The 24,506-nt window shown below is 54.9% G+C and carries 28 protein-coding genes; 6 read left to right on the forward strand and 22 right to left on the reverse strand.

The window, feature by feature from the left end; genetic code table 11:
* The 4 genes from repA to ACSQ8R_RS31645 all read left to right on the forward strand — a co-directional run bounded on the left by repA (nucleotide 1) and on the right by ACSQ8R_RS31645 (nucleotide 4,880).
* Entirely contained in the window at nucleotides 1-1,218 is a 1,218-nt protein-coding gene (repA, locus tag ACSQ8R_RS31630; protein WP_113495010.1) for a plasmid partitioning protein RepA, read from the forward strand.
* On the forward strand, nucleotides 1,215-2,216 hold the full coding sequence (repB, locus tag ACSQ8R_RS31635) for a plasmid partitioning protein RepB (protein WP_436257346.1): 1,002 nt from the start codon (nucleotides 1,215-1,217) through the stop codon (nucleotides 2,214-2,216). Before repA ends, repB begins: the two co-directional genes overlap by 4 nt.
* Before the next feature lie 197 nt (nucleotides 2,217-2,413).
* Nucleotides 2,414-3,628 carry a plasmid replication protein RepC gene (gene repC, locus ACSQ8R_RS31640; protein WP_436257347.1) on the forward strand — a complete coding sequence of 405 codons (1,215 nt, stop codon included), beginning with the start codon at nucleotides 2,414-2,416 and terminating at the stop codon, nucleotides 3,626-3,628.
* Nucleotides 3,629-4,157: 529 nt separating this feature from the next.
* Nucleotides 4,158-4,880 (forward strand): hypothetical protein, encoded by a 723-nt coding sequence (locus tag ACSQ8R_RS31645; RefSeq protein ID WP_436257348.1) that lies wholly within the window; start codon nucleotides 4,158-4,160, stop codon nucleotides 4,878-4,880.
* Nucleotides 4,881-4,982: 102 nt separating this feature from the next.
* Here the strand turns inward: ACSQ8R_RS31645 and ACSQ8R_RS31650 are convergent, their stop codons facing one another.
* Genes ACSQ8R_RS31650 through ACSQ8R_RS31660 form a run of 3 tightly spaced genes read right to left on the reverse strand, consistent with a single transcriptional unit; the run spans nucleotide 4,983 to nucleotide 6,803 of the window.
* Nucleotides 4,983-6,152: a site-specific integrase gene (locus tag ACSQ8R_RS31650; protein WP_436257349.1), complete on the reverse strand. Its 1,170-nt coding sequence runs from the start codon at nucleotides 6,150-6,152 to the stop codon at nucleotides 4,983-4,985.
* Nucleotides 6,142-6,561: a type II toxin-antitoxin system VapC family toxin gene (locus ACSQ8R_RS31655; protein ID WP_436257350.1), complete on the reverse strand. Its 420-nt coding sequence runs from the start codon at nucleotides 6,559-6,561 to the stop codon at nucleotides 6,142-6,144. The genes ACSQ8R_RS31650 and ACSQ8R_RS31655 overlap by 11 nt, the downstream gene beginning before the upstream one ends.
* Nucleotides 6,561-6,803: a type II toxin-antitoxin system Phd/YefM family antitoxin gene (locus ACSQ8R_RS31660; RefSeq protein WP_436257351.1), complete on the reverse strand. Its 243-nt coding sequence runs from the start codon at nucleotides 6,801-6,803 to the stop codon at nucleotides 6,561-6,563. Before ACSQ8R_RS31660 ends, ACSQ8R_RS31655 begins: the two co-directional genes overlap by 1 nt.
* Before the next feature lie 231 nt (nucleotides 6,804-7,034).
* Here ACSQ8R_RS31660 and ACSQ8R_RS31665 point away from each other — a divergent pair, with 231 nt between their 5' ends.
* Nucleotides 7,035-8,135, forward strand: coding sequence for an RHE_PE00001 family protein (locus ACSQ8R_RS31665; protein ID WP_436257352.1), 1,101 nt, complete (start codon nucleotides 7,035-7,037; stop codon nucleotides 8,133-8,135).
* 33 nt (nucleotides 8,136-8,168) lie between these two features.
* On the opposite strand, the gene ACSQ8R_RS31670 is transcribed toward ACSQ8R_RS31665, so the two are convergent.
* The 11 genes from ACSQ8R_RS31670 to ACSQ8R_RS31720 all read right to left on the reverse strand — a co-directional run bounded on the left by ACSQ8R_RS31670 (nucleotide 8,169) and on the right by ACSQ8R_RS31720 (nucleotide 16,976).
* A complete protein-coding gene (locus tag ACSQ8R_RS31670; protein ID WP_436257353.1) occupies nucleotides 8,169-9,173 on the reverse strand; it encodes a nucleotide kinase domain-containing protein in 1,005 nt (334 codons plus the stop codon).
* A gap of 152 nt (nucleotides 9,174-9,325) precedes the next feature.
* Nucleotides 9,326-10,054: a dCTP deaminase domain-containing protein gene (locus ACSQ8R_RS31675; RefSeq protein WP_436257354.1), complete on the reverse strand. Its 729-nt coding sequence runs from the start codon at nucleotides 10,052-10,054 to the stop codon at nucleotides 9,326-9,328.
* Between the two features lie 2 nt (nucleotides 10,055-10,056).
* Complete coding sequence (locus ACSQ8R_RS31680) at nucleotides 10,057-10,638, reverse strand: hypothetical protein (RefSeq protein WP_436257355.1); 582 nt, start codon at nucleotides 10,636-10,638, stop codon at nucleotides 10,057-10,059.
* Nucleotides 10,635-11,468, reverse strand: a complete 834-nt coding sequence (locus ACSQ8R_RS31685; RefSeq protein WP_436257356.1) for a hypothetical protein — start codon at nucleotides 11,466-11,468, stop codon at nucleotides 10,635-10,637. Before ACSQ8R_RS31685 ends, ACSQ8R_RS31680 begins: the two co-directional genes overlap by 4 nt.
* On the reverse strand, nucleotides 11,468-12,118 hold the full coding sequence (locus ACSQ8R_RS31690; RefSeq protein ID WP_436257357.1) for a C1 family peptidase: 651 nt from the start codon (nucleotides 12,116-12,118) through the stop codon (nucleotides 11,468-11,470). The genes ACSQ8R_RS31685 and ACSQ8R_RS31690 overlap by 1 nt, the downstream gene beginning before the upstream one ends.
* A complete protein-coding gene (locus tag ACSQ8R_RS31695; protein ID WP_436257358.1) occupies nucleotides 12,115-13,131 on the reverse strand; it encodes an ImmA/IrrE family metallo-endopeptidase in 1,017 nt (338 codons plus the stop codon). The genes ACSQ8R_RS31690 and ACSQ8R_RS31695 overlap by 4 nt, the downstream gene beginning before the upstream one ends.
* Complete coding sequence (locus ACSQ8R_RS31700; RefSeq protein WP_436257359.1) at nucleotides 13,124-13,480, reverse strand: helix-turn-helix domain-containing protein; 357 nt, start codon at nucleotides 13,478-13,480, stop codon at nucleotides 13,124-13,126. Before ACSQ8R_RS31700 ends, ACSQ8R_RS31695 begins: the two co-directional genes overlap by 8 nt.
* Nucleotides 13,480-13,842, reverse strand: a complete 363-nt coding sequence (locus tag ACSQ8R_RS31705) for a hypothetical protein (RefSeq protein WP_436257360.1) — start codon at nucleotides 13,840-13,842, stop codon at nucleotides 13,480-13,482. The genes ACSQ8R_RS31700 and ACSQ8R_RS31705 overlap by 1 nt, the downstream gene beginning before the upstream one ends.
* Before the next feature lie 63 nt (nucleotides 13,843-13,905).
* Nucleotides 13,906-14,295, reverse strand: a complete 390-nt coding sequence (acpS, locus tag ACSQ8R_RS31710; protein ID WP_436257361.1) for a holo-ACP synthase — start codon at nucleotides 14,293-14,295, stop codon at nucleotides 13,906-13,908.
* 78 nt (nucleotides 14,296-14,373) lie between these two features.
* Entirely contained in the window at nucleotides 14,374-15,240 is an 867-nt protein-coding gene (locus ACSQ8R_RS31715; RefSeq protein WP_436257362.1) for a hypothetical protein, read from the reverse strand.
* Entirely contained in the window at nucleotides 15,237-16,976 is a 1,740-nt protein-coding gene (locus tag ACSQ8R_RS31720) for a caspase family protein (protein WP_436257363.1), read from the reverse strand. The genes ACSQ8R_RS31715 and ACSQ8R_RS31720 overlap by 4 nt, the downstream gene beginning before the upstream one ends.
* Before the next feature lie 419 nt (nucleotides 16,977-17,395).
* On the opposite strand from ACSQ8R_RS31720, the gene ACSQ8R_RS31725 reads away from it, so the two are divergent.
* A complete protein-coding gene (locus ACSQ8R_RS31725) occupies nucleotides 17,396-18,724 on the forward strand; it encodes a PIN domain-containing protein (protein WP_436257450.1) in 1,329 nt (442 codons plus the stop codon).
* 236 nt (nucleotides 18,725-18,960) lie between these two features.
* On the opposite strand, the gene ACSQ8R_RS31730 is transcribed toward ACSQ8R_RS31725, so the two are convergent.
* From ACSQ8R_RS31730 to ACSQ8R_RS31765, 8 genes are all read right to left on the reverse strand, one after another.
* The gene (locus ACSQ8R_RS31730) at nucleotides 18,961-19,434 is read right to left on the reverse strand and encodes a helix-turn-helix transcriptional regulator (protein ID WP_436257364.1); all 474 of its coding nucleotides are present in this window, start codon (nucleotides 19,432-19,434) and stop codon (nucleotides 18,961-18,963) included.
* 221 nt (nucleotides 19,435-19,655) lie between these two features.
* Nucleotides 19,656-20,051 carry a hypothetical protein gene (locus tag ACSQ8R_RS31735; RefSeq protein WP_436257365.1) on the reverse strand — a complete coding sequence of 132 codons (396 nt, stop codon included), beginning with the start codon at nucleotides 20,049-20,051 and terminating at the stop codon, nucleotides 19,656-19,658.
* Nucleotides 20,048-20,527, reverse strand: a complete 480-nt coding sequence (locus ACSQ8R_RS31740) for a hypothetical protein (protein ID WP_436257366.1) — start codon at nucleotides 20,525-20,527, stop codon at nucleotides 20,048-20,050. Before ACSQ8R_RS31740 ends, ACSQ8R_RS31735 begins: the two co-directional genes overlap by 4 nt.
* 64 nt (nucleotides 20,528-20,591) lie before the next feature.
* Complete coding sequence (locus ACSQ8R_RS31745; protein WP_436252703.1) at nucleotides 20,592-20,897, reverse strand: hypothetical protein; 306 nt, start codon at nucleotides 20,895-20,897, stop codon at nucleotides 20,592-20,594.
* Complete coding sequence (gene tnpC / locus ACSQ8R_RS31750; protein WP_436252704.1) at nucleotides 20,897-22,462, reverse strand: IS66 family transposase; 1,566 nt, start codon at nucleotides 22,460-22,462, stop codon at nucleotides 20,897-20,899. The genes ACSQ8R_RS31745 and tnpC overlap by 1 nt, the downstream gene beginning before the upstream one ends.
* Before the next feature lie 72 nt (nucleotides 22,463-22,534).
* Nucleotides 22,535-22,882: an IS66 family insertion sequence element accessory protein TnpB gene (tnpB, locus tag ACSQ8R_RS31755; protein WP_132442462.1), complete on the reverse strand. Its 348-nt coding sequence runs from the start codon at nucleotides 22,880-22,882 to the stop codon at nucleotides 22,535-22,537.
* Nucleotides 22,879-23,265, reverse strand: a complete 387-nt coding sequence (gene tnpA, locus ACSQ8R_RS31760) for an IS66-like element accessory protein TnpA (RefSeq protein WP_436252705.1) — start codon at nucleotides 23,263-23,265, stop codon at nucleotides 22,879-22,881. Before tnpA ends, tnpB begins: the two co-directional genes overlap by 4 nt.
* Nucleotides 23,266-23,316: 51 nt before the next feature.
* Nucleotides 23,317-24,045, reverse strand: coding sequence for a ParA family protein (locus tag ACSQ8R_RS31765; protein WP_436257367.1), 729 nt, complete (start codon nucleotides 24,043-24,045; stop codon nucleotides 23,317-23,319).
* Between the last annotated feature and the right edge of the window lie 461 nt (nucleotides 24,046-24,506).

Here is a 24,506-nt window from a genome sequence, read left to right on the forward strand (position 1 = left end):
ATGGCGAATAAGAGCGCAAAAAGCACTAAAGTCGACAAAATCGAACGCGTCTCGATTGATAAGACTATAGCCGATGATGCCGCGAAGCTCAGCAGCAATCTTCAGGAACTTTCCGCTCGGCTGTTTTCACCTGATGCGCAAAAGGCACTTCGCCGATTTAGTAGCACGGAAGCCGCAAAGCTGCTCGGGGTAACGGACAGCTACGTGCGTCATCTAGCGGCTCAAGAAGATTCTGTAACCTCCGAGAAGACGTCGGGCGGCCGGCGGACTTTCTCCTTGTCCGAAATCAACACGATCCGCCAGATTCTGGGTAAGACAAAACCAGCCTATCTGTCCGGACGCCGGGAAAGCGAACATCTGCAGGTTATCGCAGTGACCAATTTCAAAGGCGGATCGGGTAAGACAACGACCTCCACGCATCTCGCTCAGTATCTGGCTCTGCGCGGCTATCGAGTCCTCGCTGTCGATCTCGACCCGCAAGCTTCGATGTCCGCAATGCTGGGCTATCAGCCGGAATTTGATGTCGGCGAAAACGAGACACTGTTCGGGGCTATCCGATATGATGATCTTCGTCGCCCGGTAGGGGAGGTGGTTCGCGAAACCTATTTCCCCGGTTTGGATATAATCCCGGGTAACCTTGAGCTGCATGAATTCGAGCACGATACGCCGCGAGCGCTCGCGGAAAGAAACGGGTCCGAAACCGACATGTTTTTCATGCGAGTCGGCAACGCGCTAGCTGACCTCTCTGACCGATACGACGTCGTCGTAATCGACTGCCCACCGACCTTGGGGTTCCTGACGCTTTCGGCGCTATGCGCTGCGACGGCAGTGCTAATCACTGTCCACCCCCAGATGCTGGACGTGGCATCTATGAACCAGTTCTTGGCAATGACATCGGACCTTCTTTCGGTGGTCAAGGACGCGGGTGGCAATCTCGAATACGATTGGATGCGCTATCTGGTCACGCGGTACGAGCCAAACGATGGCCCACAAGCGCAGATCGTTGCTTTTCTACGAAGCTTGTTCGGGGATCGTGTTCTGACCTCGATGATGGTGAAGTCTACGGCTATTTCTGACGCCGGGCTCTCAAAGCAAACGATCTACGAGGCTGCACGGGAATCGATGAATCGGCAGACTTATGATCGCGCTGTGGAATCAATGGATGGGGTGAACCTCGAAGTTGAGGCACTTCTCAAGAGTTCATGGGGGCGTGCATGAAGGGCCGTGACATTCTGAAAAATATGGTCAGTTCAGCGGGTAGCGATGGGCCACCTAAGGCAACCACTCAATCTCAGCCACAACACAAGCCAGCTGGCGCGGTGCGAGCCATGAACCTGTCTCTTGCTCGTCTCGGTGATGAAGCCGCTGCGGCCAAAGAGCTACGTTTGGCGCTTGCAGCCGGTGACAAGGTCGTCGAGTTGACCCCGGCCCAGATTGATGCATCCTTCATTCAGGATCGCATCCCGACGGACCACGATGCAGCCCTTGAGGATCTTATTTCCTCTATGCGCGGGAGCGGGCAGCAAGTCCCCATCTTGGTGCGGCCACATCCCACGAAGGAGAACCACTACCAAGCGGCCTATGGGCACCGCCGATTGCGCGCGGCCATCGTTCTGGAACGCTCAGTCAAAGCCATCGTACGCCAACTGACCGACGAGGAACTCATCGTCGCGCAAGGCCAGGAAAACGGGCCGCGCGTTGATCTCAGTTTCATCGAGCGAGCTCTTTTTGCGAGGCGGCTCGAAGAGCACGGCTTTGATCGCGACCGCATATCTCAAGCGTTGTCTGTCGATAAGCCTGAAACCTCGCGGCTCCTACAAGTGGCCGACGTCATTCCAACAGAGATCATTATGGCTGTTGGGCCCGCCTCTAGAATCGGTCGCCCACGCTGGCTGGCCTTTGCCGAACTATTGAAAGACAAAGCGGCGGCGGCACGGGTAGCAGATTCCATCGCGGACCCTCATTTCAGAGCAATCGATACGAATGAAAGGTTCGCTCGTCTGTGGAACCAGGCTCAGGATGCAAAATTGCCGAAGAAGAGCACCGCGGGCAAGATTCGCACGCGCAAGGGTATCGTGCTTGCATCGATAGAGCGGACCACCAAGGGCACCAAGATCACAGTTACATCAGAAGAATTTTCAAAATTCCTAGATGCTCGTATGAGCGATCTCGTTGAACAGTTCGAAAAAGAAAACGCTTCTGAAACAAACCATTAGTTCGATTGTCAGCTGACAATCCGATCGCAACTAGGAGATCAAATCCGCAAAAGAAAAAGGCCCCCAAACGTCGCCGTCGTGGAAGCCCTTCTCATATGTGTCGCAACTAGAGAATCGCATTTCCCCGAATCCCAGTCAAGAGTCTTTGGCGCTGTTTTGGTGAGCGGATTTCTTTTGCCTTTGTGAGGGCTGAAGAGATGCAAACAGGAAGTGTAACGACGCCCTTTGGGCGGCGGCCGATGACGCTCGCCTTGGTCAAGCGGCAAGTGGCCGCAAACGATATCAAGGCCGGGAAAACGGTCGAGAAATGGAAAGTCTTCCGTGATGCCTCGGAAGCGAAAGAAGAACTCGGCCTGCAGTCGAACAGCCTAGCTGTGCTCGACGCGCTCCTGAGCTTCTATCCGGAAAACGAACTGCGCCAGGACGCGCAGCTCGTGGTGTTTCCTTCAAACGCGCAATTAATTCTTCGAGCCCACGGCATGGCAGGTGCCACGTTACGTCGTCATCTTGCGCTTCTGGTCGATGTGGGCCTTATTGTTCGCAAGGATAGTGCCAACGGCAAACGCTATGCGAGGAAAAACGGCGCCGGCGAGATCGAGAACGCGTTTGGGTTCGACCTTTCGCCAATCCTTGCGCGATCCGAAGAGCTTGCCATCATCGCGCAAAAAGTCGTCGCTGCTCGGTCGGCATTCCGCAAGGCGAAAGAGAACCTGACTATCTGCCGCCGGGATGTCCGCAAGCTCATCACTGCAGCGATAGAGGAGGGGGCTGACGGCGACTGGATGGCGATCGAGGCTATGTACATCGACCTCGTTGCCCGCATTCCACGGTCCCCAACCCTCTCCGACGTCGCCAGTATCCTCGATGAACTTGAGCTTCTTCGCGAGGAGATCCTTAATCTATTGGATACGCAGTTAAATTCAGAATTTAATAGCACCAATGCTGCTCATATTGAGCAGCACATACAGAATTCAAAATCCGAATCCTTAAATGAACTTGAACCTAGCTCTGAAAAAGAGCAGTGCGAAAAGCCGAGCAAGAGCCGCGGGCCTAACAGCGAGACGCTGAAGGCCTTTCCTCTGGGTGTAGTGCTGAAGGCATGCCCACAGATTATCGACTACGGACCAGCAGGCGCTGTGGGTGGTTGGCGCGATCTCATGTCGGCCGCGATCGTGGTGAGATCGATGCTGGGCGTCAGCCCGTCCGCCTACCAGGAGGCCTGCGAAACCATGGGGCCTGAAAATGCAGCGGTTGCGATTGCCTGTATCCTGGAGAGGGCAGGGCACATCAATTCCGCTGGTGGCTATCTGCGTGATCTTACCAACCGGGCGGGGCGTGACGAGTTTTCCCTTGGACCGATGGTCATGGCACTGCTGCGCAGCAATGTTGGAAGTGAACGGCGCACAGGGTGAGATCTCGATCTTCAGCCGGTTTCCCGCCCGTTTGACGACGGTAGCCACGAAGCTTCCTGGCAGATCATCACAAGCATCTTTCTCAACGGCGGCCATTGGGGATAAGTTGCATCCGAGCAGGGCCTTGTTTCGAATGGTTTGGTCAAGACTGTCGACCGTGGCTGTAGTGCGATCGGTATTTGAAGTAAGCCCGTCAACCTGTCAGGACGCCTACGATTCCATATGACCGGGCAATGCGGCTGCCGCAGATCGCAATTCTGAAAAGCTTGTATAACTTCGGCCAGCGGATCTACTCGTAATCTCACGCCGGGCAGAGCGAGGCGGGTTTTTCTCTAGAAACCCTGCTGATGGCCTCGACACCCGTGAATGCGGAGAACGAGAAGCAATCGGACTGGAGGCTGATGCCGTTCTCACTTGCCCGCAGCTATCATATGCCAAAGCCGCCCCCGGCACCTGCGATCACCGTTCCGTCCCCCATAATTATGATAGGCTGATTGTGTGGATTAAGAATTTCTGAGGGGAGTAGCATATGGAGTATGTTTCTTTTGATCTGCTGCTGCATGAACACAAGATAAGTGAGGCTGTTTATATCGGTGCAGCCCATACCATCGGCGTAAGGCCCGTTTTTCAAATCAAAAAAGGGGTCCGATACGTACCGAAAGATGAAGCAGCGCGAATCCTAGCAGTGATCAAATCGATTGAGCGTCCAGCGGATCTTGCGAATAGCTGGAAGGCCCTTCTTATTGGGGCGATCGGAGGCGCGTCAGGGAATCTGCTTAGCAGCCTCTTTGAGGCGAAGAGTACAGGTAACGAGGAGGTCGCTCCAATTGACGCTAGCTTATCCGAAGATAGGAGGGCTTTGGGGCATGTTTTCGAGACCGCCGAGCTCGATGCTTCGGTGATGTCGCTCCTGAGCTATTTTCGCCAAGCCCGTGATCTCCCAATAAGTGAGAAGATGTTATGTCAACGAATTGCTGATGAGGGATACGTCGCGCTTTACAATCCGATGAACCGGCCCGCATTTTATTTTAGTGCTGAGTTTCAAAATAGCATTCGGATCGTGGAAGAAGCCTTGCGTCGCAAGGTATCGTTACCAACTGCCAGGGCAGCTGTTTCCATCTGCTATAGCAAAGCATTTCACGCAACTGCAATGGGTGCTTTTGCGGGAGGTGGACTGAGCTCGAATGAGATTCAGCTATTGATGGAACTCAAAGGCAATCCCGTTCATCGGTTTGACCGTGCATTCGAGTAACATTGGTTCCCCATCGCCGGTCGTCAGACACCTCTGATCCCCGCATGTCTACAGCGCTTGACAAACTCGTTGCGCTTGTCCTTGTGCAATTTAAGAGTATCCTCAGTCCACCACCAACCGCGCTGCGCGTCCCATTTTACGTTCGGCGTTGTTGTAGTACCCTGACGCCTGTGTGACCGACTTGTGCAGGGATTGTTGCATCGCCTCCGGCAAAGGAACACCGCGGTTGGCCGCCTCGGTCAGATATCCCGAGCGAAGTCCGTGCGCCGAAAACTGTGCCGGGTCCAGCCCGGCCTGCCTGATGCGCGTTTTCAGGATAAGGTTGACCGACTGCGGCGTCATCGCCCGCCGATCTAGGTTGCCCCACTGATCGATACGCCGAAAAACAGGCCCTGCTTCGATCTTCGCCTCTGTCAGCCAATGCTTGAGTGCCGTCACAGGCCTGCCGATCAGCACAACATGTTCATCATCGTCTGACGTGGTGGTCTTGGTGCGGCCGAGATGGATGGTCAGGCAGGGGAGGAGAGGGGAGTGCTCGTCAGCCGGATTGGCGCGAACCGGTCCCTCGTACACCATATCCTCGACGCGCAGTCCCGCGACCTCGGAACGGCGTCTGCCGCCGGAAGCGAAAGCCATCAGCAGCAGCGCCCGGTCACGCAGGTCGACCAGCCGATCGCCAGCGCAGACCGCAAGCAATTTGGCGAGGATATCGCCGGTGACGGCCTTCTTGCTCTTTCTCTGACGCGGGCGATTGCTGGCGCGAACCGCTAACCGGAGTGCGCTTTTCAGCGACGGCGCCGAAAACGACCCGGTCAGCCCGCGCCAGCGCGTCAGGATCGACCAGCTCGTCAACCGACGGCGAACGGTCGCCGGCGCATGGGGCCCGGTGCTTCTCAGCAAGCCCTTCAGGCGGAGCGCCAGCGCCACGTCTTCGGGCATGCCGTGATCGGGATTGGCTTCCCGCTCTGCCAGATCCCACAGATGGTGGGCGACGAATTTCAGAAGCAAACTTTCGGGGGCAGGCCAGGGGAGGGGAGTGCCTGTCGCCAGCACGCACCACGCCTCCAGGTAGGCGAGATCGGATGCCAGCGCCCGCATGGTGTTGTCGCCCATGCCTTCGCTGGCCAGGTGCTTGAGCGTCGCGACGTCGTCGTCAGTGAGCAGCTCTGCAAGTTGATCGCGACGATCGAACGGCAGGATCGAATCGAGCGCATCCAGTTCCTTGGCGCGCTTTAGAACGTCAATGCCTGAAACCGATAGTTCAGTGCTCATGTTCGAGTGGCCCGACCACGGTGATTCCCTCACCGCGGGCAGCGATGGCCATCTTTCGGTCCCCGGTTGCCAGAGGAAGTCCCCGAGTTCTGGCAAGCGCGACATAACTCGCATCGTATGCGGTCAGCATGTAGCGGGCCGCCAGGTCCAGCACCAAGCCATCTCCGCCCGATCCGGCATCCTCGAGCGGCAGCCCGCGTAGCTGTGTCATCAGCAGGATTGATTCGCCGGGGCGGAGCCGGTCGCGGCGTTCGGCCACCAGAAACAGATTGCGGGTCTCGAACCAGAACAGTGCCGGCACGAGACCGACCGTCGACCGTATCTCCGACAGCAGTTGATCGGCGGCGTCGTGTTGTTCGTCGGGCAGAAACCAGGCGGCGGCGATCGAGGCATCGAGAACGAAGGACATCAGTAACGCCGGCCTTCATCGCGCCATTCGCGGATTTCGTCCTGCGTGGTGACGGGTCGGCCGACGCGCTGGGCCTTGATTTCGGCGATCAACGCATCGACATCGTTGTCGCGGCGAATACGGGTAAGCCGGGCAACGGGCATGTTGCCGCGCGAGATAATCACCTCCTCGCCGGCTTCGACTTTCGCCAGCAGATCGGACAGATGGGTTTTGGCTTCGGCGACCTTGACGGTAACGGTCATGATGATTGCTCCAGGGTATGTCTACTCTCGTAGAGCAGACGGTAATTTGCAGCGTTTTTCGACATTCTGCGCGATCATACGGCGGTTTTTGTAAGTTGGTCAAGGCCTAACCATATCACTATCGATACTGGAATACTATCGTTAGTGATGAGTACCGCCAGCCACAGCAACATACGACGCTAGCAAGTGGCAGGTTTGCTTTCGTTGTGCAAGTCGTGCACAAGAATTTCAATGCCTTATGATATCGCGAAAATCGATCTGAGAGATCTGAATGCGCCAGCCGCCCGTGCCGGTGAAGCTTTGGCGCGTCTGGATGAGCGCATAGCCCGCTCGCCGATCCGCGACGGCTTTCTCGAGCGGCAGAACTTTGCCGACGCCATCGCGTCGCTCTGGGTCGACGGCGAACTTGTCCACCTTGAAGACATCGTCCTGCACGATGCCCGCCTCGATATCCGCACGCCGACCCACGAACTGACCATTGCGCACTCGATCCTGCGGGTCCGCCGGCAGATTTTTGCACATCCGCCCGACTGGGCGCTCAGCGCCGCAGGCATTGCTCGTTTGCGGGGGAGGGGAGTGCCAGGTGACCATCCCGTTCCGGCGCGATCCGGTTTAACGCGCCCAGTCGGCGCAAATGACGGTGGTTTGGCGCTGGACGATGACTCGCACGGCGACGACTTCGCCGAGATTGACGCGGTTCTGGCACGAAGCACAGCGGTTCTCAACGGATCGGCCATCCCCCGACCGGCCGATGCCCGCGATCCGCTGGTCTACGACGCCGACTGGGACGAAGACGAGCGATTGGAACAGTGGCGTGCGGGGCTTAACGAAACCTACGGCCTCTCACCGGTGTTGCGTGGCGCGATCCTGCTTGACGCCTGGAATGCGATAGAAGTGCTTCAGCATCGAGCCGAGCTCGGCCGGCAGCTGGTCGCCTCACTCCTGCGCCGCGACGGCACGACGCCTTACCACCTGCCAGCGCTCAATGTCGGGCTGCGCAGTGTCCGACGCGAACAGCGGCATTCAAGAAGTCGAATGACGCGGCTGTTGGCGCTCCTCGAAGCATTCGCGGCGGCTGCCGAACTGGGGATGAAGGAGCATGACCGCATCCTGCTCGCCCGCCAGCAGCTGGAGCGTCAGACATCCGCCAAACGGACCAATTCGAACCTGTCACGGCTCGTCGACCTGGTCGTGGCGTGGCCCGTCGTGTCTGCCAACCTGATCGCCAAGGAGCTTGGCGTCACGCCGCAAGGAGCGCGATACCTGGCGGCGCAGTTGCCGCTGCGGGAGATGACGGGCAGGGGGAGGTTTCGGGCGTGGGGAATTCTGTGAACGCGTGCTCACTTTGATGTAGATATTCAAAGGTCAGCTGATCCACGACAAGGACATCTGTTGGTTGACGGAGGGCGCGGTCAACGTGGTCTTTTCAAGCTCTACCTTCCACCTCGGTGGGAAAAATGGCCGTTCCGTCGCCTTGCTGCTTGGTCGATATTGTTGCTTGATACGGGTTCGCCCTGACACGCCCGCGACGTCGGGATGCGATACGCGTGCGTACTTGGATATCTCGCAAAACAGATTTTGGCAGTCTATCGGCTGCAAAGGCCGATCACCCAAACCTTTGAAGTCGAGCTTCAAGCGAGCGAACGCAGCCGCTTGGCTATTGGTTACCTCATAAATTATGTCTTCTGCTGATAGCTTGCCGGTATCGATGAAGCATTTCGCTATACCGTCGAGCGCGCCCGGGCCAGCTATGACAAAGTCAGATTCATCGAAGTTCAGCATGGATGAGTAATTCAAATCAATCGCATATTGAAATGCAAGGAACCGTCCGAGGCCCGGATAAGGAAGTAGCAACTCAAAGACATGACGGAGCGTGGCGGCCTCGGCAATTTTCGCAGGAAGTCCATCTTCCATCATCAACTTGACCAGAGCGAGGTGATTTGCGTGTTTTCTGATGAAGCCCAACCTCGGAGCTGGCATAATGTATGCCGCAGAATAAACCGTGTGACCCGCCGCCATCATCCGGTCTAAAGCGTCGGACACATCTGAGAAAGACGTGAGGGCCCAGGATAGAGGTCCGACTACGCGTTCAAGGCGTTCCCAGGTTTCTATTTTATTGAAAATTTTGAAGATTATCGTCCGAAAAAAGATTTCTTCGATGCTTTGCGGCCTGGCATCGTCATATTGAACATGGCGGATAAGGTACTGACTCACCCGATCGGCCGCTCGATAGGCATTCGTGAAGCGATATTGTTTGATGATTGGGTCATTCGTCCAGGGACCGGAAGGGTCTTGTAGACGCTTGAAGTAGACCTGCTGCCGCTCATGGGCGAAGCGCCAGTATGTGTCAATGATTGGTGAAAATTCCATACAGCGCCCCGCCTTTACATCGGTCCTTCCTAGACTGTGAAGGCACTGCTTGGAAGCAAGAAAGGTGAAAACAAAAGCTATGGCGTTTTCGTAGGAGCACCAGATCCTCTCGGAGCCGCCTCGATTACTGAATGTGACGCAGATGAACTCGGCTATGACGCCGGAGTAACGACTGTTGTAGGATGCGGATTGGTCAAAATAGGTGACGTTGAAGGTTTGTTGAACAGGGTGACTAAGACCGTAATCCCAACACCCAGAAGTACGGTGCCTAACCACCACATAATAGACTGCTGCTTCTCGATCGAGACCACTCGATCAGCGAGCTTTTTTTCGGTTTCGTTGATCTTGGTTTCGAGACTCGAAAGCGATTGCACGCCTTCAGCGATATGCTTCACGAGCGAAGGCGGAATAACCTCGTATCCAATTTTGTCGCCCATCGGCGTGTGATCGCGGATATCTGCAAACCAAATGTGAAAGCAATCTTCGCCCCGGGCTAGGTGAACTGAACCCGGTCCGGCGTTGAAGACGGAGAAAATCAAACGTCCGCTGAAACCAGGATCGACATGGAATCCAGAGACGTTGACCAAGCCCTGGAATTTGTAACCGGCCCTTATCGAGATGAACGCAAGCGCGTCCTGTGGTACCGAGACACTCTCCTCGGTGATTAATAAAGCAAACTGGCCGGCCGGAATCTGGAAGTGCTCTCCAGGCTCAAGAATCTTTTTGGTCTTAAGTTTGGTATCACTACCGACGCCTGTCGGGGAGACGTAGATTTCAGCGCCAATCGTTAGACGATACGTGGCCCTATCCAAAAGCTCCGGATTATAGGGTACAACGAGATGCTGTAGCTGCCGTCTCAGTTCCTCGTTGCCCCAGAACATCCTTACACCCCTTTCACCAGAGAACGATGAAAGATCGACCGCTGCTCGATGAAACTCAAGCGCCTTCGATAGCTAGCGACGATGTCGAGCTTCGTGACGGCCGCATAACCCACGACGATTTTGAATAGTGATAGGTTGCTCTCTCGCATCATTGAATTGAACGATGCCATTTCTAGATGGTCCCAGGACTCGCACGCCTTCGAGAGCAATCCCGCCGCAATTGCATAGGCTTTGATAAATTGATCCCGCCCCGCGGGTTGTGCGTACGGCACGTCGGCCAGTCCAGATATCGTCGCCCAGTCGTCAGCCAGTGCCTTGCCGAGATCCTGGTTGAGAGTATTGGCAGTCGCCAGCGTAATGATGAACGCATCGGTAAGAACGGCGGCGAAGCGCTCGTCATCAGCAGCTTCGAAAAAGTAGGCGATGTATTTTCCGTTATGCAAAGCCATGTGTTTGACCCGTTCGGCCAAAGGTAAGATCACGACGTCCTTATGGAAGCTCTCGTCGTGGCGAAGCTGCTCGAGCTGAAGCCCATAGATAAAGCTCTCGGCGGAAAAACTCGCGGCGGTTTCGGAATGGGTCATGCAGCCTCCTTACTCGTGTAGAACTGGCGGCTTGCCGCAAGCAACTCTTTGATATCGCGCATGCTCCACTTCCCGGTTGCCGTATCGAGCTTTGCATAAGTGGAATTTATCGTCAGCGGACCAATATCTAAGCCGGCCTCATGCGCAAGAAAATACTGTAGTCGAGCAAGCCCAAGGAGATTTCCTAGCAGGCGTTGCACGTAATAATGTGATCTATACGTAGCATTCAACCTGACCCTTCCATGATCGAGTTTGACGCTGAGATGCATCAAGCAAGGAAGGTGGCCATACATCGGGCGCCTGTCGGCTGCGCCATTGTAAATTGCAATATCGTCGCCGGTGGTATCAGAGCCGCATATGTCGATCTGGGGATCATCCAGTGCTTGGCCGCTGCCCAGCTCAAAGGTCGCCTTGTAATCGCCATGGTCCTGAATCTTTTTTAGAAGATCCTTTAATGGGTTGTAGATCGTTCCGTCCCTATCCTTTTGACGTAAGATTCGCATGGCGTAATTCCCCCACTGCCGATCTTTTCTTGCGGCGTGTATTTTCGCCATTCGCTCAGGATAGGTCTCAAAGACACCGTTCTTACCGCCTCGAAGATAGTCCTGTAAGGGAAAAATCGTTTCGGCTACTGTGTCAACTGAGGCACCGCCACAATTCACCAGGAATTTATCAACGCCAGCCAAGACCAATGCATCTGATTTAGACAAGGGTGAGGGATTGGTAATGTGCAAGATGACGTCGAAGTCCTCATGGTCTGTTGTCTTCGCCAGATATTCGCAAGCCGCTAGCCAGACTTCGGGAGTGCTTTCGCCTTTGATTAATTCCATCAGTTTACTCCTTTGGACAATAGGGCTGTTTCGTACAACTGAGTATCGAGATACACCTTAGACACCCACGCATGGCCGTCGATACCCCAGGTCATACCCCAACTATTTCGTATTAGTAGATAGCGGCTCCCCATTTGGTCATGTCCATGACCCACTGCGAGCACAGCATGGCCACCGCGTTCGATATCCGTTGGTGATACTTCGATCTTCCCGCCCTGGTCCGGTGTTCGAAAGTTGTCGGTGATGATAATTCCTAAAACAACCACAAGCCCAGCATCGAGCATCTCGCAAATCGCTTCGAAGCCAAGCTTTCCCACCTTTACGTCCGCGTGATAGAGTTCACCTAGACTAGTTGGTGGTGCCCATGCTGGCGGATACAATTGTGTCTTCTGAAAAGGCCACGTCGCCTCCGTCGGCTGTCCATCTTTATTTACTGCGTAAGCGACAGCCTCCATGGTCGCACCCCTATCGGGATTTGCGCCAGGTGAGCGTGCTACTGATTGAAAATAGAGATACTCAATCGACAGTGAGGAACCGTCGGCTCGAGCGTGTTCGTGCGCAGCTGATGCTGCAAAAGCGAGGCAGCAATTGCGCCGTCCTTGAGCTGTGGCGGCAGGGAGCTGCCCGCGTAAATCGACGACCGCGATCACAGTCCGATTCCCTTCCGTCGCCGCTCGGCTCGCGAGAGACCGCTATCCTCCTTACCTTCGAGCGACAGAGTCATCTGGAACTCTAGATCCTCTTCGGTATAGTCCTTGCCCGCTTGACGCTCTTGCAATCGGATGTGGGTGACTCTTGGCCCGAGGGGACGGGCAATAACTGTCCGGTGAGCAGGAGCACCATAATGGAGCGGATCACGTGAAAAACTAGATTCATCGGCTAGGACTTCATATCCAGCACGCTCTAATTCACCGAAATCCCATTGATATCCTCCGTCAACCATCTCATCCAAATCAAACCTGACGAGGTCGTCGGGATTACCATGGACGCTTAAGCCAGAATCTTTGCCAGTAAGGCGCCACACATCAGCCCATGAGTTTCCCGGACGAAACGATTTCCCGGCGGTTTTTTTGAGTTGAGAAACTTTTGAGTGCGCCAATAAATCGGCGTCAACTCGACTTAAAATCTGATGACCTGCCAAACCCCAGCACGTTGCTGAGTAGCTTGTGCCCATGCGGAGGGATAGTTGGTAGACGACATCGGGATTTCGGAGATGGCCGGTGGTCCAGCCCTGCGTTTTAGCATGATGAAAATAGAGCCAGCGTGGTAGAAGAAACTCGGCTGCGAATGCCTCCGCCTGTATTTCCTGGAGGTCACCGGTATCTCGGGAAAATGGATCTCGGGCCAAGATTTCTTCTTTGTCGATACTGCCGGAATGCCCCAAGACTACGTGTCCAAGCTCATGAGCTGCTGTGAAGCGTTGGATGTGAAGGCTACGCAAGGTGGTTACCATAATTCCGCGTACTGGTGCCGGCAGGCAGAAACCAAGTGCGGAGGTCAATGGCTTAAAGATCAGCGCAATATCAAGCTCAGATATGGATTCGAAAATGTCGACTTGACCGCCGGCCTCGATCACTCTTTTTTCGAGGTCGAGAGCGCGGTGGACACGCTTTGCAGCGGCAACCGCTTTCAAACGAGCCAGCGATGAAACTGATCTAGCCATTGTCACCAACTTTAACTGGTCTGGCTTGGAGGAACTGGGCGAACCTAAGCAGCTCGTTCTGATCCTCAGTCGACAATCCTTTGGCCGCGCGGGCCAGCGCGATTACGCTATCGGGGATTGCTTGCTCCTGCGCATCACCTGATAGATGCTCAATTGTCTGCCCGTAAATTCTGGCGAAATCGCTTAGCTCCACCGCATCGACTTTGCGTTTGCCATTCTCGATCTGTGACAGTGCCGATCTCGAAATACCTACCGCCTGCGCTGCTTCCTCCTGCTTGAGCTCGACATACTCGCGTGCCTTTTTTAGCCGTTCGCCTATCTTCTGCCAGCGCTCTTCCTCGTTCGCCATCACGCAGCTGCTTTCACAAGCGACTTCTTAACCTTGACTTCTTTGGTGAAGACACGCTTCAACATGGGAACGAGATGGTCTGTCATTTCCTGAAAACTTTCGTAGCCGCCCGGCTTGATGATTTCCGGAGGAAGCTCGATACCCAATACCTCCTCCGTGATGACCGTCGCATCGACAACACGTTTCGAATCTATAGCGGGTCTAGCAGACACCACGGATCCTCCCGTGCCGCTTGGGGCAGAATTGGCAATAACGTCGTCGATCGACGTGGTCTCACTATCAAACCACTCACTCAGGCGCTTGATTAGCTCCGGCATTTTAGCGTCAAACTGTTTGGCAAGATCACTGATGGTCGCATCCATGGCACACCTTCATGTTTGAAAATCAAACATAAATGTGACGCGTATGTTGGAAAAGTCAACCGTCTATCGCAAAAGTGGAGATTTTTGTATAACTACAATCGCGGTCGCAAATCCAGAATTTTGGGAAACATTAAGCAATACAAGTGCTTGCTGACCTTTCCCACTGATTTTGTTCAAGTGTCGAACTGCACCATTTGACAGGGTTGCTTGGTGAGGCAACGCGATTTCAAAGTCATGCCAGCGAACGCCGTTTGTCATTCCGGTTCCGAGGGCTTTGGAACAAGCCTCTTTAGCCGCGAATAACTTGGCAACATACACGGCGTCGTTCCATGACGATGCCCTTTCAAGCTCTGCGCTAACAAGAACTTTTTTCACCCACCGCTCACCGAGGCCTTCGATTGAGCGCCGAATCCTTTCAATGTTCACGAGGTCGCTTCCGAGACCGATAATCATTGTGGGCAGAGTCTCCTACAGCGTCGAGCGAATATTACGGTACATCTTGCGATGACATGGACCGTTTCTTCTCGGTGGCTATAGCACCGCCTTTAGCGCATCTATGACACCCTGATGAGGTAAATAGCCGATGATACCGTGAGCGTTGCTTGTCGTATTGTTAACGGAACCATCGTTTTCAATTCCGGGTCCAAACGTCGCCTCATCCAGGTTTTTACCGAGGGCAACAATGTCCGATGGATCGAAGAAATTCACCCAACGCTTCACGAATGCGGCCCTACGACGGGGAGGTCCAAGCTTTTTCTTAAATGCCTCAAGTCCTAGGGGCGAACCTAGTGTAACCAGAAGGGGTATCTCAATGTTGGCACCTTGCATTTCTAATTCGCGCAGGAGCTTGAAGGCGATGACCGTGCCAAGCGAATGTGTTACCAGAACTTGCGGACTATCCAACAAGTAAGGTCGCACGATTTTCTCGACGGCTGCAGCGGCGCCTTTCGATGACAGGTAAGTATTGCCCTGTTTAATAACGCGCATCAGGATCGTTCCCTTAGCCGGCGATGCTTTTTCGAGCGCTCTGATCAATCCAACTAGACGCCTTCCGATAAAGCTGTCCATCGGAACGGCCGTGTCTACCTCATTGAGTGCGGCTTCTATTTCCCCTTCACTGATATTTTGCTTTGCGGCAGCCTCTTCCAGAGCTTCTCGAAGAAAGGCTAGCTCGCCAGCATCAGCTAAATCAACGCTTGTGTCAGCTCCCATCACAACGGCAGCCCTGGCTCTCCCATTGGCCCAGTCCGCAAGTGTTGTGCCATAGTAAGGGAATCTGATGTCGGCATTCTCTAATAAACCTGGAGAGGTTCGTTCAAGGCATTGCGTCCAATCTGCGACGAGCTGCTGCTGGGTCGAACCTTCCTGCCCAATCCCATGGATCATCAGAACCTTCATTCAAACCCCTCCAAACCAAATCTGTCGATAAGAATTTCCATCCCCCGCCGCTGGAACGACGAAAACTGTGATGGCAACAAGTGTGGAATAACGTCCCGGATGTTATCTGCAGACGCTTTCTCTAACGGTTCAGGATCTTCGACGAAGTCCCATCCTTGGCGGAGCCACGGCCAGTTTCCAGCTACGTCACCAGTCATGGTTTCGGTAGCTCGCGTAACCCAGCTAGGCAGCTGAACGGGATCCTCTTTGGCCCGGCGGGCGGCTACCGCCGGTACGGATACGTGATAGTCAACATTGAAATCGGCGTGCGGCAGGAGCCCTAGAAAAGCGACATCGAAGGGTATAGGTTGCCCATAATAGCAATAAAAATAGGCCATTCGCCGTATACTATCGATGTCGCCAGCATAGTCGTATAGATAGCTTGCGATCGCGCCGGATACTGGATTGATGTGCTTAGCTCTTCGTAAGGTTACAGCAATCTGGTCGACTTCGTTTGCTGCCAAGGTCCCGTATTGAAGATTTGCTATAGCTTCAATTGATTGGCTGATCTGGGTTTCGATATTCTCCCAGCGGTTGACGCACGTCCATCCAATAACCCCGTTTTCGTCGAGACTCAGAATAGTCACGAGTTGGAAATAAACGACAGCGGATGCAGCGGTGCCGTCGCTGAACTCGATCAGAACCTGCGTTGCACCGCCAGCGTCCACGCCAACGGCGAAACAAAAGGGTTTGATCCTGCGACGACGAGAATAAGTATTCGTCCAAACCCGCACCGGTTGCCGACCGAGCACGATTAGATTGATACCGATTTTGATAGCTCGCTCATCAAAGACGAAACTTCGGCGAGTGTACTCGCGTCTTTCTTCTTGCGTCTGTCTCTCTAATAGACGGTGTCCGTACCACTGCTCCGGTCCTGTTTGCCAACTGGTAACAATTGCGTCAGGTCCCTCAGGCGGCTTGGGCCAAACGGGCATCGGGGGCACGTTGCCAAACGCAGGCCCTTTGCGATGGTAGATGATGTGCTCGCGTGGGATTCCCGTTGAAAATTCAGGGATGCAATCAAGTCGATAGAGTTCGCAGATTTCCTCCGTGCGTGCTCCTGAGAATATGGCCAGCGACTCTGGGATGATGCAGTCGGGAAGGTATTTGTCGAAAGCGCCCGCGAACTGACCGCTCAGTCCCTCCAACAGAATTGTCGAAAAGACACAACGTGGAGGGCTGTGGCTGTCACCGTTGAGCATAAAAGCTCTACCGCCGTCTGAGACTGCGTTGAAACGATCAATAGCAGGCGCAACAATGTTGTAGGGACCACGTGGGAGGATTGGGTCAGCAACCATATCGGCGATTTCGATATCGTTCGGCATCGACCGGCATGCGTCGCTCAATATAGTGAGATTGGAAATCCCGTATCGATAGAGTTGCTTTTTAAGTCCCTCGACAGATATGCCGCGCATTTCGTGGTGGAAGTCACTTGGCAGCCAGATATTCTGCTCTGCTCCGGTTCGATACCCATGTCCTGCGAAATGCAGGATGAATAGTTCGACCTTATCATTTTTAGGAAGCATATCTTCGAGCTCTGCACGCAGGCGCGGAATGGTGACCGGAGTAGACCCTTCATCAGTCACGATGCGCGTCACAAAGCCAGCCGCTTGTGCCCAGGCTCCGATCTCATATGCGGCGGTAATTGCTCCTGGTAGACCGGCAAGCGGCTGCGCCTTTGATACACCAATCGTCAAGCACAATTTCACCAGTGATCCCCCAATCAGCTAACGCTACGATACATTCTTTGGTTGCAAGATCAAGCAAAAGCCTCATAATAACAAGCGTTTATTCGCCCCTTGATCACCTGCTGTTGCGTTTCTGATTGATATCCCTGTACTCATTCGCTTGAATCAGCCTTGATTTGCGCGCCTGCAGAACACGCGGCTGCACGCTGGTGCAAAACGCCTTCAACTGGCGGAGTTAATGCCGGCCATTCCCATAGGTTTGAAGCACTCGGCATTCCTATCGTATTCTTGGTAGGCAATCGCCAAGTGCATGGGCTAAGACGGCTTGTTGTGCCGCTTGTCCTCAAGTAGCCTTCACCGTTGACTGAATGCGGCCACAACGAGTTGGATAAGGGACGAGCGTTCGCAGGATCTTTATTGACGCCAACATTTTCATCGAGATGAAAGATCTGGACGTGCTCGACTGGCAAACATTGTTTCCCGGGCCCGGAGAGCTATGCATCGTCGTATCGATGCACGTCATAAAGGAACTCGACAAGCTCAAAAACGACCGCACCGAGCGTCGCCGAAAACGGGCGCGCGCGGCACTCCACATTATCGACCGTATTCCCCAAAGGGGCAAATCCGTCCTCCGGGAGAAACCCATCTTGGTAACGCTGGAGATAGCATTTCCGCGTTTACATCAGTGGCAAGACTATCACCTACTTGACGAAACGAGCCCTGACGACCGGCTCGTTGCTCATCTCATCGAAGATGGTAACAGCGTGCTGGTTTCTGATGACACCGGGATTCGGATCAAAGCTTCCGAATACGCAGCCAAAGCCATCGAGCCGCCGGCTTCGTTTCGTCTTCCGCCTGAGGAATCTAGCGATCGGAAAAAAGTCCGAGAACTAACGCAAATTATCCAAGATCTCGAAGACAAACGGCCCCGCATGCCACTGAAGCTCGGATGTGCGAGTGATCCTATCGTTCTGGTCCGACCGCTTCTAAAGCCAATGCCGGACGATTTACAGGACGAGCTTGTACGCCGTATCCTTGCAGCAAATCCGAAGTTGAAGAAACCGCAGAACGAAATTGGCATGGCGTCCTTATCGCGGCGGCCTGCTCCAGTGGACTGGGTTAAGTACGAACTTGCCCACGCGTCTTTTACTGACCGAGTAAAACGGCATGTCGCCGAATTTCATGGTAAACTGAACGCAGTTCCGATGGCGCTCGAAATTCCCTTTGAAGTCGTCAACGCCGGCCGTGTAACACTAGAGAACGCGGATGTTTCCATTCGCTTAGAGGGCGACGCACGTCTTTACGTCGATGAAGACGAAAATCCTGAAGAAGAGCGCGACGAATCGAATTATTTGGACTTGGTATTCCCGATCGCGCCTACCGTTGAGCCATCGTATGGTCTCTCCGGGGTCCGCATCAGTGAGATTTCATCTTTGCAGATACCCCGGATTCGGTTTCCCGGTGCGGTGTCGTTCGAATGGGACATCGTACCCGAAGACAAAGACCCCCAGAGAGCAAATCTATCCAACAAGGAGTTCCGCGTGGGAAAGCGCCACTCCGACAAAATCGCTGTCATACCGGAGGGGCCGCTTCCGCTCGAAGGTATGATTTCGTTTGAACTGGAAGCCAGAGATTTGGACGAACTCTACCGCCGCGACTACACATTTAGAATCGAAGCGGCCGAGAGAGATTGGACCTTAGGTGACTGGGAGCGGGTGGAGAATGCCCTTCCGGACGAAGTGCGTAAACTTGGATGACGGCGATACCTTGAAAAACCCGGGCGCAAAGATCGGGATCCGTTCCAATATCTTTCACGCGATCCAAACTGGCAGCGCCGTCGCGAGCGGCGAGACCAAGCGGATTGCTAGCGTTCTGGTTGTATGACTCTTCGTCACGTCAGCGATGGCTCTGATCTTCCTTCTACATAACAAGTCACTCCCTCGGCAAAGTCCCGCATTGGTAACGTCGTTAAGCGAGGCACTCCCTCCTTACTTCACTTATCCGACCGGTCCTCCGGGGTCATCCGCGCGACTATGCCGATCAGGTTTCTCACAGCCTCGTGTGGGAGACCCCGCGTAAGGTGCGACAACTCGAGGTGATCTTTTGCCTCTTCCGGCGTTCGTCCGTAAAGATGAGGGGCGACTGCGAAGAGCATATCGATGGGCTGAAAGCCCAGGAGCTCGCACAGGTGGATCATCCGTGTGACTGTCATCCTTGAAAACGCGCGTTCGTAGCGACCGTATACGGCTGTCGAGAGACCGACGATTGAGGCGAAGTCCGCCCTGGTCAGCTTTTCGTCTTCGCGAGCCTTGCGCAGGAACGCGGCAAGTCTCTCGTCCATTTCCTTAAAACTCACAATGCCTTCGAAGCCTGGGCGGCGGTAAAGCGGCCGGTCCACTTCGTCGTCAGTGGTCTCAACGAGGCCCTTCGAACTCTTGTATTTGATAAGGTCTCGCGTTTCCGACATCGCCCTCAGCCTCAATCCGCTTTTCGAGCGGTATTATGTACCAAGTTGAACCAACTTGGCACCAGTCTGTTCCTATGAATCACCAAACGGTGTTTCTACCAATTTGGGGGTAAGGTGTACAATCGGCGGCAAGTTGCAAACTTAGCCAAATTGGCGAACTCATTTTTCGTATAATTATCTATTCGACAAGCGCAATATAGGGTGTTTTCAAGGATATCCAGCTATTTTGCTCTAAGGGAAACTAGAGCCAAAACCTCATCTTTTCGCTCGAAGACCCCTTCCAATTGGGTATTTTCTTTGATCCAACCGAGTTTCGCAGTCATTTCACATGCGATAGCGTTTCGGGATATGCTAATACAGCGATCAACATGAACTGACGATTGAGAGCCGTAGTTTTCTATATCCCATTTGGATACGATAAACAGTTGCTCCTTGGCCGCTTGGTCAGTCGGCCAGTCGCCCTTATCGGTTAAATCCCTCACATTCATTGTTCGCGCCAAAATGGAATGTTTCAGGGCGGGTAGGTCTATACCGACCAATGCCGCTTGTGGTGCGAGCACAACTCCGAGCACTCCGCCCAAGGCGACAGCAATCAGGAATTTTGGGTCGAGGATCAATACCCGTTGTCCCGTAAATATTGGTCTATGGCCGTTTTGATGATGACCGTCATTTTTATTTCATTCTCGACAGCGGCGCGGGCAAGGCGCTGCTTCGTGTCGAAGTCCAAGGGGCAGTTCACGAAGTGCTTGCTTTCCCTTGCCTTCGTCTGCTTCAGGTCCTGCAGGCGGACACGTGATGCCTCCTGACGGAGTGCCCGCGTCGTGGTGCGCTCCCGGCGAACCTCCTCATCGGGCGAAATCAAATTTCCGGCGCGTTGTTCCGGCGCCGGCTTAATCTCTGCCCGATCAGGGGCAACGATGTTTTCCCGGCCCACCGGGACGGTGTTGATGGCTACTTCTTGTGACGGAGGCCCCGGTGCGACAAGCGCGTCCTGTGGGGCCTTTAGGGGCATAACCTGAGCGGCTGGTAACTCCTGACGCGGCTTACGAGGCGCAACCGCGAAATCTGTAACGCTTGTATCGCGTTTCACCATTGCATCAACTCCTTGCGTTGGTCGTGAGCGTCCGGCGAACGAATTATGGCGTGGTTGAAGGAATCTATGGGACGCGCTTCACCTCATCTGCCATGACTCGCTCGATGAGCTCGGGATCGCATTTTTCGTCGACGAGGAACTGGCGGATACCACCATCCCAGGTCCTGATGTCGGCGAGTAGATTTTGAAGGTCGTCGATTCCATTTTCGGTCAGACCCTTCGTGCCATCTTCACTGCCATCGCGCACATAAACCAATTCACCCCCGGCGATATTGTCCGAGTTGGCGGTCACCTCCTCGATGAGTTCGAGGTTCTCGCCGATCATACTGGCGACCTCTTTCAGCGTATAGATGAACCTCGATCGTGCCATCACGCCGCCTCGTATCGGTCTTTCGCCTGTGTCCAGTTCCAGGGCAACAGGTCCTCAAGTCGGTTCTTGGGGTGATCCTGGATCCGGGTCAGCACGTCTGTGAGATAGACCTCCGGATTGTGGCCATGGAGTTTGGCAGTCTCGATGATGGTCAGTATGTTGGCGATGCGCTCGCCGCCCTTGTCGGAGCCGGCGAACAGCCAGTTTTTTCTTCCGATTCCAAGCGGACGCATGGCCCGTTCAGCGATGTTGTTATCGATTTCGACCCGGCCATCGTCGATGTAAACGCTCAAGGCTGTCCATCGCGAGAGGGCGTATCGCATTGCTTCGGCCAGCTTCTGCTTCTGTGGCAGCGTCGGAAGCGTATCCTCGATCCAGGCCTTCAACTCTCCCAGTATGGGTCTGGCATGTTGTTGGCGCAGGGTACGCCGCTCGTCAGCCGGCATGCCGCGGATACGATCCTCGATATCGTAGAGCGCTCCGATCCGCGACAACGCTTCCTCAGCGATCGGAGACGGCTTCAGCTTGATCACATCATGGAACTTGCGGCGCACATGCGCCATGCACGCGGCTTCGATGATCTGGTTGCCGTAGAGTTTCTTGTAGCCCCCATAGCCGTCGGCATGCATCACACCGCTGAAGGTGGCGAGGTGGTCAGCCGGATGCTCGCCCTTGCGGTCAGGGCTATAGTAGTAGGCGATCGCGCCGGGAGTGGGGTCCTGGTAACCGCTTCCATCGAAGACATAGACCCAGACCCTGCCGGTCTTCGTCTTTCCTCGCCCGGGGTCGAGAACATCGACCGGGGTATCGTCCGTATGTATTCGGTCGACCGCGGCAATATGGGCTCTGATCAGCAAGATGAGAGGAGCCAGTAGAACGGAGACGCGACCGACCCAGTCCGCCATCACGGATCGGGAGATGTCTATCCCCAACCGGTCGTACATCTCGGACAGGCGGTAGAGGGGAATGTGATCGTCGAATTTGGCGACCATGATATGGGCCAGCAATCCCGGCCCGGGTTTGCCGCGCTCGATCGGCAGGGTCAGCATCTCACCCGCTACCGTCGTGTCGCACTCCCTGCAGATCATGCGCTTTTCGACATGACGGACAATCTTGACCGACGCCGGCACATGCTCCAACACCTGGACCACCCTGTCGGCCGCCTTCAGGAACGAAGTGCCACCACAGGTCGGGCAATTGCAGGGCGCCGCATAGACCAGCTCTTCGGTTGGAAGACCATCGGGCAATGGCTTGCGCTTCGGCTTCTCGGATGCGTGGTCCAACTCCGGCAGAGGAGTTTTCCCGGAGCGCAGTTCAGCCTCGGCACGGGAGGCCTCGATCTCCTCCAGCATCAGCTCAAATTGTTCGATCTTCCGGTCGACCTTTTCCGAAGAAGCGCCGTGCTGCCGATGGCGGAGCAGTTCCAACTGCGCGCGTAAAAGCCCGATGATGGAGTCGCGCTTGATGACCTCGGCTTCCTGGCTCTCAAGTTTCGCCGCCTGCTCGGCGACGAGCGCGCGCAAAGCAGATAGCTCGTCCTGACTGTCCAGCGGCGTTGTTTCCATACCCGCAAAGGTAGCCGATTTGCGCCAAAAACGCCAGTTTTTTGCCCCGGATCTCCCTGCAAAATATAGCTTTTACCCCGTTCGACCAGGAGCGGACGTCCACGCCGGGCGGCGCCAGTCGATCCCCTCAACGAGCATGGAAAGCTGCGCCTGCGTCAGGTGCGCTACGCCCTCTTTCGCCGTCGGCCACGGAAAGTATCCGCGCTCCAGAACCTTGTAGAACAGGCAGAACCCCTGACCGTCCCACCAGAGAAGCTTGATCCGGTCAGCGCGCTTGCCGCGGAAGCCGAAGATCGCACCGGAACTCGGTGCCTCCTTCACGACCGTTTCGACCAGCGCCGATAGACCATCAATGCCACGCCGCATATCGGTTACCCCGCAGGCCAGATAGACCCGTACATTCCCGGAAGGCCCGATCATGCCGCCTCCACGCAAGCGACCAGTGAGGACAGCACCTCAAGATCCATGTCAGCCGCAATTCTCAGCAAGCGGCCATTCCTCAGGACAATTTCAACGCCTTTCCATCGAGACCGAGCGCCGCTCCTCTTGAAGCCGTCACTCAAGCTCTCAGCTCCCCCGACAAGCGACACCGGGACGAACGATACGGTCTCTGAAGGTTTCAATTCGGGTGGCGAGAGCTTCCTTCGCCAGGCGTAAATCTGCTGTGGAAGAACGTCGTGCCGACGTGCCACATCCGACACGCTGCCATCCGCGCTGAACGCTTCGCGCAATATCGAACGCTTCTGTTCTGTCGACCACCGCCGCTGTCGCTCCGCACCCGTCAGGATCTCAACCTTGGCCATTCATACCCTGTTACGTCACAAATGATTCATCTGTGACGTAACTTGCGCCAATTATGCACACGACCAAAACCGGCTCACCGGACGCTCACCGTTGGTCTGGAGGAAGCCTTCGACTTCCTGCTTAAGGGCAAGAACTTCAGCCCGGGCCTTTTTCACGGGTTCCGTGAGCTCGAGCATCTGGAGGGTGCCATAGCCAGTTCGTATCTCTCGATAGGGATTCCGTTCGACAAGTTCAGTTTCGAGCAGATGCGAATTGTAGCCGCCCGAGCGAAGGTTGGCGACGAACGGGCGGATCAATCGATATTCCTCGAGGGCGCGGTTCGGCATGCTTATCCGCGTCCTGTAAATGAGGTGGGGAATGTCCCGGCCTACCCGATCACTCATTTCCGCCACGTCGCTTGCGGCTTGCCCTGCGGCAAGAATCTCGTCCTGCGATGGCTGGACCGGCGTAACCACAACATGAGAGCCCGCGATGATCGTATCCCTCGTGACGGTATCCTGACCGGGGGAGTCCATGATCACCACATCATATTTTTCGGCGTCCCGGTCGAGTATATGCCGAATACCGGCGTCCTGGGCTGCCGTGACAAGAGTTATGCCGTCTGGTTGATAGTCCTTATCAATCGACCGCTGGAACCACGTCGAGAGATTCTGCCTACCGTCGGCATCAATGAGCAGGACAGTCTTGCCTTCCAGGGCAAATTCTCCGGCCAGCAGGATGACAGCAGTCGTTTTTCCTGCGCCGCCTTTGCCGCTCACTGCGGACATATAAATCGCCATAGCTATCCCTTTGTCTACCCGAAGAGACTGGTGAGCCCCCGAACCACGAAAAAGTCGGAGCACCCCTTCTGTCTCGCGGTCTTTTGGATGCCCAGGTCAACACGCACTGTTGTTGGATCTAAACGACGGCAGTGAAACACGATGCGTTCTCACAACAGAAACGTGAGACACGAACCTACTACGGGAAAATAGGGTGCTCGCGTGTAGTTCGTCAACACACTTGTTGAGATCGGAACCACGCTGCGACCGCACGACACGGTATGGCGCAGTGCTCATGACGTACGACCTACTCATGTTGTCACAGACACGGAAAAAGGCCAACTGGACAACCACACGACCTCTCGTGTGGTTTTCTCGTGTGACCTGTTCGAGTGGTGAACCCCGGAGCCGCGTGAAGGCCGATTTTGGTAGGCGAACGGAAGCCGCAAGGGCGTAGAGCGGAGCGTCCCTTGCGGGTGAGT

Origin of the sequence: Neorhizobium sp. LjRoot104, assembly GCF_964253725.1 — a bacterium.
Classification (GTDB): Bacteria; Pseudomonadota; Alphaproteobacteria; order Rhizobiales; family Rhizobiaceae; genus Neorhizobium.